This is a genomic window from Microcoleus sp. CAWBG640 (genome assembly GCF_020883015.1).
Lineage (GTDB): Bacteria > Cyanobacteriota > Cyanobacteriia > Cyanobacteriales > Microcoleaceae > Microcoleus > Microcoleus anatoxicus.
In genome coordinates this window covers 57077-73653 of the sequence record NZ_JAHRFC010000020.1, presented here as the reverse complement: position 1 = coordinate 73653, position 16577 = coordinate 57077, and the positions used below count along the sequence as shown (strand labels likewise).

At 46.4% G+C, this 16577-nt stretch carries 15 protein-coding genes; 5 read left to right on the top strand and 10 right to left on the bottom strand.

What is annotated here, in order from left to right; genetic code table 11:
* Window positions 1-318: 318 nt before the first annotated feature.
* The 10 genes from AAFP11_RS12820 to psbN all read right to left on the bottom strand — a co-directional run bounded on the left by AAFP11_RS12820 (window position 319) and on the right by psbN (window position 12162).
* Window positions 319-864: an RNA-binding protein gene (locus AAFP11_RS12820; RefSeq protein WP_341737418.1), complete on the bottom strand. Its 546-nt coding sequence runs from the start codon at window positions 862-864 to the stop codon at window positions 319-321.
* Between the two features lie 1069 nt (window positions 865-1933).
* Window positions 1934-4369: a zinc metalloprotease HtpX gene (locus tag AAFP11_RS12815; protein WP_341737417.1), complete on the bottom strand. Its 2436-nt coding sequence runs from the start codon at window positions 4367-4369 to the stop codon at window positions 1934-1936.
* Between the two features lie 344 nt (window positions 4370-4713).
* Window positions 4714-5337, bottom strand: a complete 624-nt coding sequence (locus AAFP11_RS12810; RefSeq protein WP_341737416.1) for a DedA family protein — start codon at window positions 5335-5337, stop codon at window positions 4714-4716.
* A 123-nt stretch (window positions 5338-5460) separates the two neighbouring features.
* Window positions 5461-6141, bottom strand: coding sequence for a hypothetical protein (locus AAFP11_RS12805; RefSeq protein ID WP_341737415.1), 681 nt, complete (start codon window positions 6139-6141; stop codon window positions 5461-5463).
* Window positions 6134-6688, bottom strand: coding sequence for an Npun_F5560 family protein (locus tag AAFP11_RS12800; protein WP_341737450.1), 555 nt, complete (start codon window positions 6686-6688; stop codon window positions 6134-6136). Before AAFP11_RS12800 ends, AAFP11_RS12805 begins: the two co-directional genes overlap by 8 nt.
* Window positions 6689-6901: 213 nt before the next feature.
* Window positions 6902-7495 (bottom strand): class II aldolase/adducin family protein, encoded by a 594-nt coding sequence (locus AAFP11_RS12795; RefSeq protein ID WP_341737414.1) that lies wholly within the window; start codon window positions 7493-7495, stop codon window positions 6902-6904.
* A gap of 699 nt (window positions 7496-8194) precedes the next feature.
* Window positions 8195-9190 carry a hypothetical protein gene (locus AAFP11_RS12790; RefSeq protein ID WP_340521496.1) on the bottom strand — a complete coding sequence of 332 codons (996 nt, stop codon included), beginning with the start codon at window positions 9188-9190 and terminating at the stop codon, window positions 8195-8197.
* 594 nt (window positions 9191-9784) lie between these two features.
* Window positions 9785-10699, bottom strand: coding sequence for an MBL fold metallo-hydrolase (locus AAFP11_RS12785; protein ID WP_341737413.1), 915 nt, complete (start codon window positions 10697-10699; stop codon window positions 9785-9787).
* Window position 10700: 1 nt separating this feature from the next.
* A complete protein-coding gene (gene aroC, locus AAFP11_RS12780; RefSeq protein WP_341737412.1) occupies window positions 10701-11801 on the bottom strand; it encodes a chorismate synthase in 1101 nt (366 codons plus the stop codon).
* Between the two features lie 229 nt (window positions 11802-12030).
* Window positions 12031-12162, bottom strand: coding sequence for a photosystem II reaction center protein PsbN (psbN, locus tag AAFP11_RS12775; protein ID WP_190742515.1), 132 nt, complete (start codon window positions 12160-12162; stop codon window positions 12031-12033).
* A 330-nt stretch (window positions 12163-12492) separates the two neighbouring features.
* On the opposite strand from psbN, the gene psbH reads away from it, so the two are divergent.
* The 5 genes from psbH (at window position 12493) to AAFP11_RS12750 (ending at window position 16575) form a co-directional block, all read left to right on the top strand.
* Window positions 12493-12696 carry a photosystem II reaction center protein PsbH gene (psbH, locus tag AAFP11_RS12770; protein WP_340521490.1) on the top strand — a complete coding sequence of 68 codons (204 nt, stop codon included), beginning with the start codon at window positions 12493-12495 and terminating at the stop codon, window positions 12694-12696.
* Window positions 12697-12854: 158 nt separating this feature from the next.
* Window positions 12855-13115, top strand: coding sequence for a TatA/E family twin arginine-targeting protein translocase (locus AAFP11_RS12765; RefSeq protein WP_340521487.1), 261 nt, complete (start codon window positions 12855-12857; stop codon window positions 13113-13115).
* Window positions 13116-13778 (top strand): aminoacyl-tRNA hydrolase, encoded by a 663-nt coding sequence (gene pth / locus AAFP11_RS12760; protein WP_341737411.1) that lies wholly within the window; start codon window positions 13116-13118, stop codon window positions 13776-13778.
* Window positions 13775-14041 carry a DUF3146 family protein gene (locus AAFP11_RS12755; RefSeq protein ID WP_340521483.1) on the top strand — a complete coding sequence of 89 codons (267 nt, stop codon included), beginning with the start codon at window positions 13775-13777 and terminating at the stop codon, window positions 14039-14041. Before pth ends, AAFP11_RS12755 begins: the two co-directional genes overlap by 4 nt.
* Window positions 14042-14256: 215 nt before the next feature.
* On the top strand, window positions 14257-16575 hold the full coding sequence (locus AAFP11_RS12750; protein ID WP_341737410.1) for an FAD-dependent oxidoreductase: 2319 nt from the start codon (window positions 14257-14259) through the stop codon (window positions 16573-16575).
* Window positions 16576-16577 lie beyond the last annotated feature (2 nt).

The following is a 16577-nucleotide window of genomic DNA, read 5'->3' as shown; positions in this document are numbered from 1 at the left end:
TATCCTGAAGGAATCGGGCATCGGTAGCCTACTGTTTGCCTGTTCCTTCTTCTTGATTGAGCTCGTGCCCTTCGACTACGCGGACTGAAAGGTTCTTGGGCTACCGTTCGACTTGGCGAGGGGATAAACGCAGTCGTTCGATTTAAGGTCAGGATAAACTCCGTTGAAGAAGATTTTTTCGGGTTCTTTCTTCTACACAATTGTACGATCGAGCACTGGCTAAAAAAAACCAGTTCTCGATCGCACTTCCAGATTTTTCTAGTCAACCAAACTTGATCGACAGCAGCAATCAGCCACCATCTCAGATAACATAGTCTCCTAGTTAGTAGTCTGAGCTTCCTGCAACCTTTGCTTGAGTTCTTCCAGAGCGCTTGCCCAGCGTGGATCTGGCTGCACGGAACCGGAGTCAGCGCTAGATGAAGTTGTGGTTGCTGGATTGCGACGAGACTTGTTGTTATCCCGACGGCGACTGCTTTTACCAGAACCTCCGCCACCAGTGCTAGGGGAAGCATCGCGCCGCTGTTGCTGTGGCTGACCCTGGGAAGGTGCCGAGGCTAACTGTGGCGATTGGGGTGACTGCTGTTGATCTTCATCACCCTTGTCCGATTTACCCTTAGAGCGTGGCAGCGCCTTCTCTATTTTCAGCGGGTTTTCCTTGAACATCAAGCCATTGTATTTTTCAATAACTTGGTCTGCTTGTTCATCAGTCAACACCGTTACAAAACCGAATCCTCTGCATTTACCAGTTTTACGGTCTGTAATTACCTTTGTGGTTACAGATTCACCCTCTGGTGCAAAAACATCTTGCAGTTCTTGGCGATCGAGTTCTTTCGGTAGATTGCCAACATATAGACGAATAGACATGAAAAATTCCTCCAGACTTGGATTCTAATTAGTTTGATCGAACAGCATTACCCGAAGTCAACTGAATATTGACCGCAGAGAAAGACGACTTTACCGCAAAATCTGCGCGTTCTTCCGACCAACCTTGACAGCTCCCGCCACCTTTTAGAAAAAGATAATCTACTCTCCTGAAGCCGCAACTTGGCAGCCTATGCAGAGAGATCTTAAATCTAAGGTTGTTCTGTAAACTTTTAGTCATCACTCAAATGTTGAGGCTTTTGGCTATTCTGTATTATTTGCTTCCGGTTTTGATTCAGAATGTTTATAGCCAGCGGCGTGTAGAAATTTATTTCCCAGGATGTCAATTGTAAGCGATCGGAATGCCAGTATTCAGTTTAATACGGTGATGGGTAAAATCCCTAACATTTTTTCAGCCAGTAATTTTACCTCGCTCCTAATGCTGAGGACTATTTACCCCAATCTCCCTTGAATCGGGTTGGGGAGTTTCTGACCATCATTTAAAGGTATCACAGCCTTGGCAACAGAGCTAGTTATTTAGGAAGATTCACGATCAATTTAACCGAAACCATCTCTGAATCACTTTTGTGAATTCATCTCCCACAGCGAAAGTGGCTGTAGAAAAAAACAGCCGACAAGCGGCTGGCCCAATTTGCTGTGTTGGGAGGTTGACAACTTTTACGCAATACCTTTGCGGCTTTAGTCACTGAAGTGATTGCGATCGGTCGGCCAATCAAATTTATGTAACTAAATGTAACAGGATGTCGGTAAAAAAGCAACTTTTCTTTACGAAGAAGAACCCCCCCCCCAGCCCCCCCCCTTGGGGGGAAGGAAGAGGGAAGAAGGATTCTGCGGCCAATCGCCAATCACAAATCGAACCATCCCCCATCTAATACCATTTCTCTAAAATCGTGCAACAATCTTTGACCCCCCCTAACCCCCCCTTATAAAGGGGAGGGACAAGACTACTGTTGCATTATTTTTTAAAAGTGGTATAAATATTGTGCAAATTATCTATGCTCCCCAAACAGCAGCAGCAAAGGCTAAAATTGCCGACCAGATGGGATGCCCCCTATCGATACATTTCTCCCTGAAAAATGATATATGCTCCCCAAACAGCAGCCGCAAAGGCTAAAATCGCCGACCATATAGGATGTCCGCTGTGGCTAACTCTGCCACCTTGACTGCGGAGGGTTTCGAGATCGATCGCCACAGTAGCTCCCCTTCGCAGCCAACCAGTCGCCACCACCGATTGTCCTACCAAATCACCAGGGCGAGTAGGTTGTGGCCACAAAGAGCCGATCGGACCAAACCTCGAAACATAGTGTAACCTCACCAACCCAGTCCCCGTCTGCAAAATCAAATCCTGTCCCAGCCAATTAGCCATACCCGATCGCCCCAAAAGTTTCCCCTGCAACCCCACTGGTTGAGCATCCAAGGGCAAACTATCCGAATTTGACAAAATTTGAGGTAAACTCGGTGCAGTGACTGCTCTGGGCACAATATCAGGGAAAAAATCATTAATCCGCATCAAAGTACCAAGACAAAAGCCGATCGGCAAACAACCCCACAGAATCGATCGATCGCCCCAAAGCCAATCCAGCCACCAGATACTCGTCCTAGACAAAATCCCCCCAACCAGCCACAGCACCCCCACAATCGCCAAACTCATGGGAATTCCCAAAAAAGGCGCACCTTGTAAAACTAGGGGCGGTGGATGGCGCGGCCAAAATTTTGAATTAAATAGATCGGAAACCTGGAATTTGCCCTTAGTAGACTCCAAAGTTCCGAGATTCGCCAAATCCAACTCAGTTTCAAGTTGCCAGAATAGAGCATAAAGAGCCAACAACTTTAAACGCTCACCCATTAAAGGATGCGTGCTGTTAACCGTCAACCAATTGCGACAAGGATTGCTGACATCCCACAGCAAAATCTGTTCCAGAGGCGCGTGTAATCCAGCCGAACCAATAGTTACAGCTTGTCCCAACCCCACAGGAAATAGCAGCTCGAAACCTTCGAGGAAAAAGCTAGTTTGCTGCTGCTGCTCAATATTTTTCGCCATCCCGATCGCAATTTTAGCCACAGCCCGCGTCAAACCATTGGGATTCCCCGTAATTTCTGCCGCGGTGCGATCGCTAAAATATACTCGACGGCGCGACACCCACAACATCGGCCATCTCAGCAACTTATAAATCCCGTAACTTCCAGCAGAAATCCCAGCCGCCAAAACTTTGACAACAGAACGAAAAAACTCGATCGAAATTAAACCAGATAACCGCTCCTCCCAGTGCACCACCAGCCCATAAATCAGGTAAGGAGTCTGAATTACCAAAACCGCCAAAGACATCGGCGCAAAATCCCAGTGAGCGATGTGCGCCAATTCCCGCGCCAAAATAGTCGCTATTTCATCCTCCGTCAATTGGTCCAAAAGTCCCTGACTCACAGCAATCCGAGCAAATCTCGGCAAACAGCCATAACTGAAAGCTACTGGTACATCAATTGGTAACAATTGGAGCACCGGCGCCGGCATATTCTGCTGTTTACAAAAATTTCGCACTACCCGATTAGCTTCTTTGCTGGACTTCAATAAAGTTACCCCCCCCAGAGGTTCCATCCCACAAATCAGTTTCAACACTGCATCTATCAACCAGGGAGACGAAGCTAGTAGCAATCCGAACATAAATTGCACAAAAGCAGTCGGATCGCGATAAAAAATCTGAATCGGCGCAAACACCGGCAGTTTAGTAAATATGTATAACTGAACCAACAGAGCATTAACATTGGTGAGCAGGAATTCCAGGATGAATCGCACCATCAAAAATAGTGCGATCGTACAGGCGAGTGTCTCCACCCGAAAACGCGCCAATTTCAGCAGTTTGAGCTTGCGCCACCCGGAAGCAGCACGCCCCGAATTGCGCCAAATCAGTTCGTAAGCATCTGGAGTTACGACTCCGGGGACATCTGTGGGAGCATCTGAATCGGTGGCGGTGGTGGTGGATGTTTCTGGTTCTGAAGTCTTGACCAGAGGTGGTTTGGGGGGTGCAGGTACTGGCGGAATCTGTGGCGATTTAACGTTTTTTTGCCTGCTAGTCTGCTCAAAACCCACCAAATCTGTTTTTTGGTCGGTTGATGGTCGATCGCCTGTGGGCGATATTTTCGGTGGGGAATTGCCAACATCAAAGGGGACGAAGCCAGTTTTTGGGGGAGTAGCCGGAATTTTTTGTGGATTTTCCGGTGGTTTTGGGGGGTGACGATCGCTCAATGCGGTTAAAGTGCGATCGGCCCAAGTTTTGACTTGAGTATGGGGATGTTTGGTGAGGGAAGTGCACAGGGCGATGGATTTTTGAAGATTACCAGTCGCTTTATAGGCCATCACCAACCCCATTTCGGCCCGCGTACCCAGTGGCTGATTGGTGGCGGATTCAGCAACAGATTCTAAAAGGGCGATCGCCCGATCGTAATCCTGTTGTTTCAAAGCAGCCAAACCAGCATCTAGAGACTGTTTCATCGATGAATCCGATTGATTTGGATTAGGTGGAGATACCATGACAGTGCCGGCGATCGCTACGCCTCTAATTGCCGATTTATACCAATTTTTTATGAGGCTGCATAGAATTCGATCCCCCCTAGCCCCCCTTAAAAAGGGGGGGACAAGATTCTGCTCTTTCGTCCCCCTTTGATCGGGGGATGCGAGGGGGATCGAGATCTGTGCAACGACCCATTAAATTGGTATTACTGCGTCTTGTCTAAGATAGCCTAAGCTTGAAAAATAGATAAATAACTGCCAGTTCCACAACCAAATAGATTCCCGTTCCACAAGAATATTAATTTTTTGCGGAACGGATTCCCAGCCTACTTAGTCTTATCCAAATTCCTCGACTCCAACCAAATAGGAATTGCAATCCAAGCCACTGCTAACAGTAAAGCCACTACCGCAAATTGAGCAGCCCAAGCTACCAATTTCTCTAAAGACACAACTTGTCCTAAAAAGTAGGATAAACTTACCATTACAGAGGCCCAACTGGCGGCACCGAGAATGTTGAACAGCGAAAATTTCCAAAAAGGCATTTCGGCTATTCCTGCTAGGGGGCTGGCAAAAATTCTCAGCAGTGCAATGAACCTGCCTAAAAAAACAGCCTTAGCTGCATTTTCGCTAAACTTTTCTTTCAAGTCAAACAGTTGTTCTTCTCGAAAACGAAAGATTTTTCCTAGCTTCAGCAACAGTGGCCAGCCGCCGTATCTGCCGATCGCATAACCAAAATTTCCCCCCAATGTAGCACCCGCGATCGCACTTGCGAGCACAAACCAGTAATTCAGTTCCCCACTGCCGGCTAAAAAGCCACCAGCAATCGTAATCGTCTCCCCAGGGAGAGGAATTCCCAGATTTTCCAGTAAAATTCCCAGAAATATTGCCCAGTAGCCGTAATCGTGAGCAAATTTCTGAATAGTCTCTAACGATAAAAACTCAAAAGACATTCGATACTGCCTTCGTAAACTTTTGCAAAGCTGCGATACTTTTATATATTGGCTTGATTCAGCCAATAGTGCAATCTTTCGTTGTGTTGACAAATACAGGAGATTAGCCGGTGAGAATGTCAACTACACCAACTTTTTGAAATCTGCGACTGTTTCGATCGATCCACAGCTAATTTGAATATCATAAATTGGCAGATTTGTCAAGCACAACCAATGACAAACAAATAAATCCGGCAGTTGAACCCCCACAGAAGCGATCGCCGGTGCAGCGGGAAAAGGCCAAAGTCGATCGAAACAAATCCTGTCCCCAGCCAACCCGAACTGCATCAAATAAGTTGCTGGCGGTGCATTTAACAGAGTCAGCAAACGGTAAGCCAAGTCATACAACTCTTGTCGCCAAACATCGGACAAATGCAGCGGTTGAAAGTAGCTCAACTCCCCAGACTGCTGGTGGCCCTCGACACCGATCGCCTCAGCATACAGAGGGCCCTTCGCCGTCCACACCACAGGCAACCACAAATCGCCCTCCCCAGTCGCAGCTTGCAACTCCTGTTGTACTCGCACCCGCGCCGCCGAGACATCGCGACAAAATTTAAACAAATCTTGAGCGGGAAACACCAGATGGGACGGCACATCCAGTGTCAAAGCACAAATCATGGCATCTTTGTTGGCGATCGCCCCACCGTCTAGGTCCGCAACTCCACAGATCTTCACCTCAGTGGCAGAATTAACATGGGCGATCGCAGCCGACAGAGCCAAAGCCGGTGCCCTATTGGCATCCGCCACAATCAAAACCCTAGACATTGCCAAAGCTCGGCATCTGAATGCCCCGATTGTCATCAGACTCTACAGTTGGCAAATCCAAACCTTTAGCCTTGCGGCTGCGCACGGCGAGACGGTAAGTTACGCTCTGCAATTCAGTATGCAGTTGGCGGTTTTCCTTTTGTAGTTGTTCCAATTTTTCCTTAATCGGCTCGATCCGCTCGGCAAACTTCTGGCGGTAAACTCCGGGTAATTCCTGAACTACCTGTTCCAGCATCCGAGAGCGATCGGTCAATTCTTGCACCGACTGCCGCAGTTGGTAAACTTCCGCATCCCGCTCGGCGATTTGTTCTTGATAAAAACCGACCTGTTCTTCAACAGCTTGCAGTTGTTCGCGCATCGCCTGCACTTGAGCGCTTTGGCGATCGGAAACCGACGGCGCCGGCACAAAACTGGTATTTCCCTTCACCAGTCTGAACAGCTCTTGAGACAACTGCTGCACCAATTGGTCGCGCATTTGCAGTTCTTCGTTGAGACGAGACACTTCCGATTGCAGTTCTTTGGTGCTTACAAGTTTACTGGGGTTCATCATCACCAATCCTTTTGGGCTAACATTTGCCAATAAATCAAATAGTTTACAGAATTATCTAACTCACTGAGACAGTGCAATGCAGCAGTCCCGCTGATTTTTTGTCACCACACTAAACCAGACTTGAGTTTTTTTAACAAAGTATCTAATTTTATTGTATTTTCTGCTTCCAAGATCCGATCGGCCCATCAAAGCTCTACCAATCAAGCCGATCTAGTTAATTACAGCCGAAAGTACCAGCCCTGCTTCATCCAAGCAGCCCCCAAAACAAATAATCCCGTCCTCATGGCCCGCCATCGCCAGAATTTTGCGATCGCCCAAATTCTCTTCCTCAAACAGCCTAAACATTTCCCATGCCATCCCAGGAGTCCCGTAAGGTATCTCTTTTCTAGTAGTCGGAATCTGGAACAGCAGTTGCTGCCACAGTTGAGGGTTATGAACGTGAATGATACCACCGACATCATCCCGATGAAGGTACAGCGCCGCGTGAGTCAGAGACTCGGAAGAAGCTGGTACCGGCCCGCGACAGCCCAGGAAATTTTTTTCCAAGTTAAATTCGGTGACAGTACAGTAGAATTCAGGCCCTAGAGTTGACAAATGTGCTGTCTGGGTACCTGAAATTATGAACTGGCAAGAATTACCGAGTCTGACGCTCACGTTACCAAAGCCGATGCCATTGTCGTACACCCCAATTAGTCCCAAAGAGTGGAGGCGATCGCGCCATGCCATCAAATCTACTATGGTCTCGACAGCTACAGGTTCTGCAAAAGTCCAGTCACAGTGGTACTTAACGACTCCTTCATCCATAAATTTTTGCCAATCAAAACAGTGGATTCAAGGCTGCATTAGCCTACATTCCAGTATCGCCGTAATTGGCTATTGACATTAACAAAAAATAAAATATTAAAGAACAACACAGTATTAAAAACATGATCTTTTCGCCTCAATATATGGTTACAAAATTTCCCTAGGGGAAGGCGCAGTTGGATCGCCCAATGCTGATTCCAGGATGTTGCTAAATCCTGGTTTTGATGACAAACCTGCTTAGTTAGCTGATTTATTTCTCTGTCACCAATCAAGTGTTTATACGGATTCAGCAGACTTTATCAGCAATTTTATCCAATGTAATATACTTAATTTTGGCTATCTTTATAAAAAACAACCGTATTTTTACGTATTTGTCTCCATTATACATATCTGGAGCCAAACCGTCAAAAAGTTAATATTTTTTAACAAATGAGGTTGCTGATGGACTGATTCCTGTTTCCCAAGGAGCCAATCCCGATCGCAAATCCGGGAAAAGCTACCCACTTTAGGGTCGATCGCTAATTTCTGCATCTCCTTGCCCCTCTCCCCTTGCCTCTGGTCTCCCCAGGCTCAAGAGGGGTTTTTTCAACCGGATTGGCGCTGGTTCCCCTGGGGCGATATCCTATAAGCAAGCCGATCGAGCAATCCGAAAACTCGATCGGCTAAGGTATTCAATAGAGGGCGATCGCCCGCCATCCTTTAAATGTGAAAGTGATAAAAGATACTACCATCGTCTTTAATTTCGCAATGAGCATTAAAGACTTCCGCTTGTTCGTTCAAAAAACGCTGGGCGACATCCGGCGACAGTCGCGTCTCCATCGCAAATCGCACCAGAGTGATTTCCCCATTACCTTCTTTGATCAGTCGGTACAAAGCACTTTGGAGGCGATCGCTCTCTTCTCGTTGAAAAGCTGCTTTATACCTCCAATCCGCCACCGTGGGAATCAAACCGCGACTGACTAAAATAGACAGCAGCAAGCCAAGTCCCAAAATCAAAGGCACTGTCGGATCGGAAGTTGGTGTCGCCACAATTTGTGGCGTTTGGGAAGGGGCCAAACTACTCACCATTTCTTTCTCCGACGCTTGCGTATCCGCCATTGCAAGCTGAGTTTTGTTGTAAAAGTCTTGCTGAACCTTGATTTGTTGCAACAGGCGAGCTCGCTCTCTTTCATATTGGTCGAGCTTTTGCTGAGCTTGTTTCAGTTCTTGAGTGACTTGTGCCAAGCGTTGATTGAGGGATTGATTGACGGATTGCCACCGATATTGGTTAATCAGGCGGCTCTTTTCCACCATCCCCTTCATCAACATATCCGCTGTTTTGATAGCTTGCTGCTGATCTAGCGATCGATACCCAACAGCAATCTCTAGCGGTTGTTCCGGCTTAGAAATCTTGACGCTAGCATTTTCTCTCACCTGTTGAGGCGACAACTTCACGGCATCTGCCACTGCTTTGACAACATTATCTGCCAACAGAACATCCGGTGTCAGTTGTTCCCCTTGCTTGAGAATAGTAGTACCGGTGCTAGAAAATTTGACTGGCGGACTATTAGAAGTCAGAGTGCCTTGAGCCATGAATCCGGGAGGCGGGGCTAGACGGTAGGCAAGGGCCCCTGAAATGCCCATAATTACAGCAAAACTGCCTAAAGCAATCCATCTGTATCGATTAGCTGGTGATTTAAAACGTAAATTTGCCATTTTGATAGTCAAGTCATAACATTCGCTTGCCGCAGCTACTGGTAAACCAAATAGCGATCGTCTTTTTCTTGTGAGTTAAATTGACTGCTGAAAAAGCTCTCAGCTTGTAGCGAAAAGCTCTGAGCTTTTCAGATTTGTCAATATCCAGGAGCAGAAACAGCCGATCGCGCTTTTATTTTATCAGAGCCATAACCTCAGCTTTTGTCCTTAAGAATAAATCTGTTGCCAGGATTTGGGAAGTCTATGGACTGCCAACTGGAACTCTAGGTCCGATCGCCTCGCCGTGTTTGTTGACATTTAAAACTGTCACCTTTTCACCGCGAAGACTTAGGCTGGTCAGAATGGCTTGTTTGATTACTCTTACAAGCCCCGTCTCTTAAGAGCGGGGTTCCTGACCCAATTATCTGACATCTTGGCTGGAAGCGGACGCAGTTCCACCAGGAAAAAATCTTAAATACTCTGTCCAAAAAGTTATAGAACAAAGATTATACCACTTACCTATGAGTTTGCTAGAAATTTAAAAAATTGTGGAGCCGATCGATCTGACCAACTCCACATCATCATGTTGATTAGCAATGGATACAAGAGCAAGATTCAGATGCCGATGGGTAAAATCAAGCCTTCCCGCGCCATTACCGCCTTGGGGAAAGCCACTTGCACTTCCAGAGCAATGCGATCGAGAAAATCGTCAGTATGAGCCGGATCATGGTGGAAAATCACCACACGCTTCACCCTAGCCTCCTTACCCATTCTCACCGCTTCCTGCCAAGTCGAGTGTCCCCAGCCTATCTTGGGAGACTTGGGGTTGTGATATTCCTCGTCCGTGTACATCGCGTCATAAATCAGCACATCAGCATCAAGGGCGAGATTATAAATATTTTCATCCAGTCGATCGGGAAAATGCTCCGTATCCGAACAATAAACAACGGATCTCCCATGCCAAGTCACCCGATATCCCATAGCAGTATTGGGGTGATTCAGAGAACCAGTCCGAATCTCAATATCATCCAGCATCATCGTCTGGTTGTGATACAGTTCGTTGAAATTCAAATCTGCCTGCAAACCCATCAGTGGCACCGGGGAATTCGAGTGTAGCACCCGTTCCACAAAGTGCCTTTTCAGGCAATCTCCATCCGGTGGAGTCGCCCCGTAAATATCAAATCTATTCCCACGGATAAAAGCGGGAGCAAACAGCGGGAACCCTTGGATGTGATCCCAGTGATAGTGAGTAAAAAACATATAAGCTTGCACCGGCATTTCTTGCATCAACTGATCTCCCAGCATCCGCAAACCAGTTCCGCCATCAAAAATCAGGCGTTTTCCACCCACGCGCATTTCCAAACAAGAAGTATTACCGCCATAGCGAACAGTTTCTACTCCCGGTGTCGGAACACTGCCCCGTACACCCCAGAACTGCACTACAAAATCATCTATACCTTCCATTGCTTCAGACTGTTGAGGGCAATCATCAAAGGGAGTTGCCACTACAGAGGACAAGCTGATTTCCATTTTAAAATTCAGACTTTAAGGTTTCACATTGTCCGTAATGGCGCAGGAGATGGTCGCACAACACTAAAGCTACCATCGCTTCCACCATTGGCACTGCTCTTGGCAAAACGCAAGGGTCGTGCCGTCCTTTTGCAGCCAGCAGCGTTTCTGCTCCCTCGCGGGTGACTGTACGTTGCTGCTGACGAATGGTCGCAGTTGGCTTGAAGGCGGCCCGCAGAATTATATTTTCGCCGTTAGCAATGCCACCCTGAATTCCACCAGAACGGTTTGTTACTGTACGAATCACACCCTGTTCATCAGTATAGTATTCATCATTGTGTTGGCTGCCTGTCAGGAGAGTTCCTGCGAAGCCCGATCCAATTTCAAACCCTTTGCTGGCGGGCAAGGACATCACGGCTTTTGCCAAGTCAGCTTCTAGCTTATCGAATACGGGCATTCCCAGACCTTTGGGTACGTTGCGGGCGACGCATTCGACAACACCACCGATCGAATCTCCACTGTCACGAACTTTTTCAATCAGTTCAATCATTCTTTCGGCACATTCGGCATCTGGACAGCGGACTATATTGCTTTCTACTTGTTCTAAGGTAACAGTATCGGGGTCTGCAAAACATTCTAAGTCTTTGATGCGTTTAACATAGCCGACTATTTCGACTCCGGCTACTTGTTTGAGAATTTTTTTGGCGATCGCCCCTGCTGCTACTCTACCAATAGTTTCCCTTGCCGAACTGCGACCACCGCCTTGCCAGTTACGAATTCCGTATTTAGCATCGTAGGTGGCATCAGCGTGGGAAGGGCGATAGGTAGTTGCCATTTCGCCATAGTCTTGGGGACGAGTGTCTTGATTGCGGACTAAAATGGCGATCGGAGTTCCCAGAGTTTTACCTTCAAACACCCCGGACAGAATCTCGCAACTATCAGCCTCTTTACGGGGAGTCGTAATTTTGCTTTGGCCCGGACGGCGGCGATCGAGTTCTGCTTGAATTTCCGATGCGTCAATGGACAGGAGTGGCGGGCAACCGTCAATTACCACTCCCACCCCACCGCCGTGAGATTCACCAAATGTCGATATCCGAAATAGATGCCCAAATGAGTTGCCCATGATGCTTTAGCCTGAAACCTGAGAATTTTTAGTTTAAATGGAATAGAGATTTACTGTATTTCTGAAAAATATACCATTGACGAGTATGCCACAGGCGATCGGCCTACACAATTACTCCCTTCCCGGTAGAAGAATATCTACCAGGGAGAGGGGGATGGGGCCTAAAAGCATGGAGCCTAAAAGCATTAATCTGACTGATGACTACTGACTAATGACTACTGACTAATGACTAATCTTCGTGTTCTTCAAAAGGATCTCTCAATTCCTTAGCGGGAGGGCCAAAGGCGGTGTATATCGAAAAGCCGGTGATTGCCACCAGACACACGCCCAGGGAAATGCCTAGAACTGCTGCGGGTTCCATAGTTTTGATTGATTATGAGTGCTCCTCCTCATAATATTACAAAAAATAACATTTTGTGTAATATTATATTGATTTGAGACGCCATAGGATATGGAGGCGACACAGGGGTAAAACCAAGGTGAGGAGAAGCAGTGTCTGCAAGCTCAATTGTATTTTTTACTTAGGTTGTGGCAAAAACCTGAAATCCTTTCTACCAGGGCATTTTTCTCATCTTTCGCCACAGACTCACTGTCCGCAAGTTCCGATCGCCCACTAGATCCCGAAATTGCGATCGTCATTAGCGGTGGAAATATGTCAAACTTTTCTGTAGAGATTCATTGCAGGTGACTTATGGCACAACGGACTTGGTTAGGAGATATACTCAAACCCCTTAACTCTGAATACGGCAAGGTAGCCCCCGGTTGGGGAACTACTCTTTTGATGAGTACGTTCATTGGACTGTTTTTTGTGTTCTTGTTGATTATTTTGCAAATCTACAACTCTTCTCTCATTCTAGAGAATGTAGATGTAGATTGGTCGAGTCTTGGCCGCTAAAAATTGAGCCCGAAAAAGTCAGGCTACGAGTAAAAGCTGAGGGTAGAGGAGAAAGGACAAAAACTATGTTTTCCCATTTTTCCTTTTTTCCTTGCCCTTTTCGATTACTTTCTCCCTAAATAAATGATAACTAATTAAATCGATCGCAGGAGCAACAAATGAATATTTTTGGCATTGGTTTGCCGGAAATGGCAGTAATTTTTACGATCGCCCTATTGGTATTTGGTCCGAAAAAATTGCCCGAAATTGGTCGCAGTATGGGCAAGGCACTTCGCGGATTTCAGGATGCCTCGCGGGATTTTGAGTCCGAGTTGAACCGGGAAGCCAAGCAATTAGAAGAAGCCGTCGTCAGTAGCAGCAAACCAGAAACAGAAAAACTCGCGGCCGCTAATCCCAAGGAAGATAGCGCAAACAGTTAGATGAATAAGACTCAGAAGTCAGAAACACCAGCCGAGTTAGTGATTCCTCAGTTAATAGTTGGTCTAGGAAATCCCGAACCTAAATACGATCGCACCCGACACAACATCGGCTTTAATGCTGTCGATGCCTTGGCACAATCTTGGCAAATTTCTTTGTCGGAAAATCGGAAATTTCAAGGCATCTTTGGCGAAGGAAATCGGCCGCGGGGACAAAAAATTCGCTTGCTGAAACCGCTGACCTATATGAATCTTTCCGGTCAATCAATTCGTGCGGTGGCAGATTGGTACAAAATACCTGCCGAATCGGTGTTAGTAGTATACGACGATATGGATTTGCCGATCGGGAAAATCAGAATGCGACTTTCCGGTTCCGCAGGCGGGCATAATGGCATGAAATCAGCGATCGCTCATTTGGGTACAGACAAGTTTCCCCGCTTACGCATCGGCATTGGTAAACCTCAAAACGAAGTTTCTCAGAAGGAGAAAAATACCATTTCCTTCGTTTTAGGAAAATTTTCCTCAGAGGAAACCCAGTTATTAGAAAATGTGCTTAAACTGGTTAGAGAAGCTGTGGAACTTAGCCTCCATCAGGGAGTGGAAAAGTCCATGAGCCTTTACAATAGTCGCACGATCGCAGCAATAAATGCGGAAACAAAAAGGTGAGTTCGAGACGTTTACCTGAAACTACTGCATATGTCCGGGTTACTGGTCAATCTTGGCAAAAAGGCACGATTGAAGGTGAAGTAAGTGCCGGCAGTTTCGAGTGGCAGTTTCAGTGGCGTTTCAGGGAAGAAAAAACACTGATACTTGAGCCTTCTCAAGGTAGGGCTTTGATTCAAGAACCCCTACATCGTTTTCTAGAAAAGTGGGATTATCAGCTTGAACCTGGTGGGGACTATTCGTTTACGGTTCGGGCTGAGTTTTAAGATTTTGATATTTATATTAAAAAGTGTGAGCGATCGTTACTCGTAAAAGATAACGGAGATTTACTGGCTGAACCGCCCAGCTCAACGCCAGCGATCGTTGTCGTTCTTGTATTAACGAAAAAGTCCGTAAAGACAGTCAAAGATCTCAAATAGGTTCTATAATACATTTTGATGTTATCGATGACGATCGCTCCAAGAGTATCAGGAAGATATGTATGCCATTTTACGAACTGCTAAATGCTTCACAACGCCAAAAATCATCTCCCAATTCCGAAGATATCCTAGGTGTAATCGACACCATTTTTGACTACGTTGAATTTGTTAAGGGCGATCGCATTGCTACGCTTCCTGAAGACCTTTGGGGAACGGAAGTGGCGGTGATAGGTGCAGGAGTTGCTGGATTGGTTGCTGCCTACGAACTTTTGAAAATGGGTGCAAAACCTGTGATCTTTGAAGCTAGCCATCGCATTGGCGGACGAGCTTATTCTAAACACTTCACCGAATTGGATGGCAAAGAATCTCCTGTTGTTGCCGAGTTGGGTTCGATGCGGTTTCCTCCCTCTGGCAAGCTCTTTTTTTACTATCTTACCGAGGTTTTCAAGCTGCCGCAGCCCGAGGGAAGTGGTTTTCCCGATCCGGGGAAAGTCCCCACAAAACTGTATTACCAAAATGAAGCGATCGACTGGCCCCAGGGTTTACCGCATCCGGACGATCGAGAATTTGAACGCATTGGCAACGAGTTTAATGCTTTTGTAAATAAGCTAGTCGAGCCACTGAAAAAAGCTTGGGGGGAACTAGCAACTGCCAAAGAAAAAGGCGATACTCAAGAGTACGAACAAAAGCGGAAACAGCTAACGCAAATTTGGCAAGGTTATATCTATCGCTATCAAAATGTCAGCTTCTACGAAGCAGTGCGTCAAGGGATTTCCAGTTGGACAGATGAAGATGCCAACAAATTTGGCGCATTGGGCATCGGTTCGGGAGGGTTTGGACCGGTATTTCCGCTCAATTTCCTAGAATTCCTGCGCATCATCGCTAACGGGTGGGAAGACAACCAGCAACTTCTTCCTTTTGGCATCTCTACTTTTATCCAGAAATTTTACACTGAACCAGTGGATTCTCCTCTAGGAAGGCGATCGCTGCAAGATTTAAATACTCTGCATCTCAACACTCCAATTACCGCCATTAAATACAAAAATGGTAAACCCGTCGTTTATTATACCAATCCCGATCTAAGCGAGCGATCGAAGTCCTTTGAAGCTGCGATCGTTACCAGCACAACTCGCTCAATGCAGTTTATGGGATTAACCCTCGACTCTCCTAGCAATTCTGATGCGGTTATCGCTCAACAATCCGTTAAAGTGGCGTTACGCAACCTTCATTTAACTACTTCTTCAAAACTGTTTATTCGCACGAAAACAAAGTTTTGGTTGGATGAGGGTGGCAATCCCAAACCGAATATTCCCCAAAATATTCAAACTGACGAACTACCGCGCGGCATCTACGCCCTTGACTACCCCAAAGAATACAACCCCGACCAAAATGGAGTTGTCGTGGTTAGCTACACTTGGGAAGATGATTCAACTAAGTTAATGGCACTAAGCCCGCAAGAGAGGCTGGCAGTGTTTAAAAAATCGATCGCCCGCGTGAGTCCAGAGTTTGCGGAAAATCTCGTTCCCCTTCAGTTTAAGGACAAGGATGGTAAGGACAAGGACGATATTTTGTGCATAGACTGGCAAGCAGAAAATTATTACTACGGCGCGTTTAAGCTTCAGTATCCCGGACAAGAACCCAATATTCAGGCGGCTTACTATCAATTTTTAAGCGTTTTGGACGATCGCGATCGAGGAGTGTACCTGGCTGGTGATAGCGTTTCTTGGGCAGGAGGTTGGACAGAAGGAGCGATGCACACAGCAATTAATGCTGCTTGCGCTGTGGCTAAACGTCTAGGTGCAAAAGTTAAAGACAACTCACCTCTAACTCAAGACTCGCGCCTGTACTATTACGGGCAACGCTTACTGCGCTATGAAAAAGCCGTTGGCTATTCAAACCATACCAATAATGAGCTTTACAATTGGTTTGATGATACAGAAGCAGCGAAAAATCAAGTTTTTCCATTTTTGACTAAAATTGTTGTTCGTCACGGGGATATTATAGATCGCCTGCAAATATGCTATGGCGATGAATGTATGTTTGCGCGTGGCGGTAACGGCGGTACAGAAAGTATCTTTAACATCGAACCAGGAGATACTCTCGTTGAAGTTTCGGGTTATTACGGTACTTGGTATGGTTGGACAGCGATTCTGCAATTAACCTTGACAACTCAAAATGGTCAAACCGCAACTTACGGCACAACCAACAATGCTATCAATATCTCGTGTTTTTCTTTTACTGCTAACTCAGAGAAAAAAGAACGCATCTTAGCTTTTCATGGTTCTACATTTTCAGGAAACTTGGCAAACGGACGCGCTACTTCGTTTTTAGGGTCTCTAGGGGTAACGATTCAATATCCGGATACTTCTCTTGAAGGATAATC

Bases quoted from the DNA above. Each gene is read 5' to 3' on its own strand.
- AAFP11_RS12820 (WP_341737418.1), bottom strand. From the start codon at position 864: ATGTCTATTCGTCTATATGTTGGCAATCTACCGAAAGAACTCGATCGC.
- AAFP11_RS12815 (WP_341737417.1), bottom strand. From the start codon at position 4,369: ATGAAACAGTCTCTAGATGCTGGTTTGGCTGCTTTGAAACAACAGGAT.
- AAFP11_RS12810 (WP_341737416.1), bottom strand. From the start codon at position 5,337: ATGTCTTTTGAGTTTTTATCGTTAGAGACTATTCAGAAATTTGCTCAC.
- AAFP11_RS12805 (WP_341737415.1), bottom strand. From the start codon at position 6,141: ATGTCTAGGGTTTTGATTGTGGCGGATGCCAATAGGGCACCGGCTTTG.
- AAFP11_RS12800 (WP_341737450.1), bottom strand. From the start codon at position 6,688: ATGAACCCCAGTAAACTTGTAAGCACCAAAGAACTGCAATCGGAAGTG.
- AAFP11_RS12795 (WP_341737414.1), bottom strand. From the start codon at position 7,495: ATGGATGAAGGAGTCGTTAAGTACCACTGTGACTGGACTTTTGCAGAA.
- AAFP11_RS12790 (WP_340521496.1), bottom strand. From the start codon at position 9,190: ATGGCAAATTTACGTTTTAAATCACCAGCTAATCGATACAGATGGATT.
- AAFP11_RS12785 (WP_341737413.1), bottom strand. From the start codon at position 10,699: ATGGAAATCAGCTTGTCCTCTGTAGTGGCAACTCCCTTTGATGATTGC.
- aroC (WP_341737412.1), bottom strand. From the start codon at position 11,801: ATGGGCAACTCATTTGGGCATCTATTTCGGATATCGACATTTGGTGAA.
- psbN (WP_190742515.1), bottom strand. From the start codon at position 12,162: ATGGAACCCGCAGCAGTTCTAGGCATTTCCCTGGGCGTGTGTCTGGTG.
- psbH (WP_340521490.1), top strand. From the start codon at position 12,493: ATGGCACAACGGACTTGGTTAGGAGATATACTCAAACCCCTTAACTCT.
- AAFP11_RS12765 (WP_340521487.1), top strand. From the start codon at position 12,855: ATGAATATTTTTGGCATTGGTTTGCCGGAAATGGCAGTAATTTTTACG.
- pth (WP_341737411.1), top strand. From the start codon at position 13,116: ATGAATAAGACTCAGAAGTCAGAAACACCAGCCGAGTTAGTGATTCCT.
- AAFP11_RS12750 (WP_341737410.1), top strand. From the start codon at position 14,257: ATGCCATTTTACGAACTGCTAAATGCTTCACAACGCCAAAAATCATCT.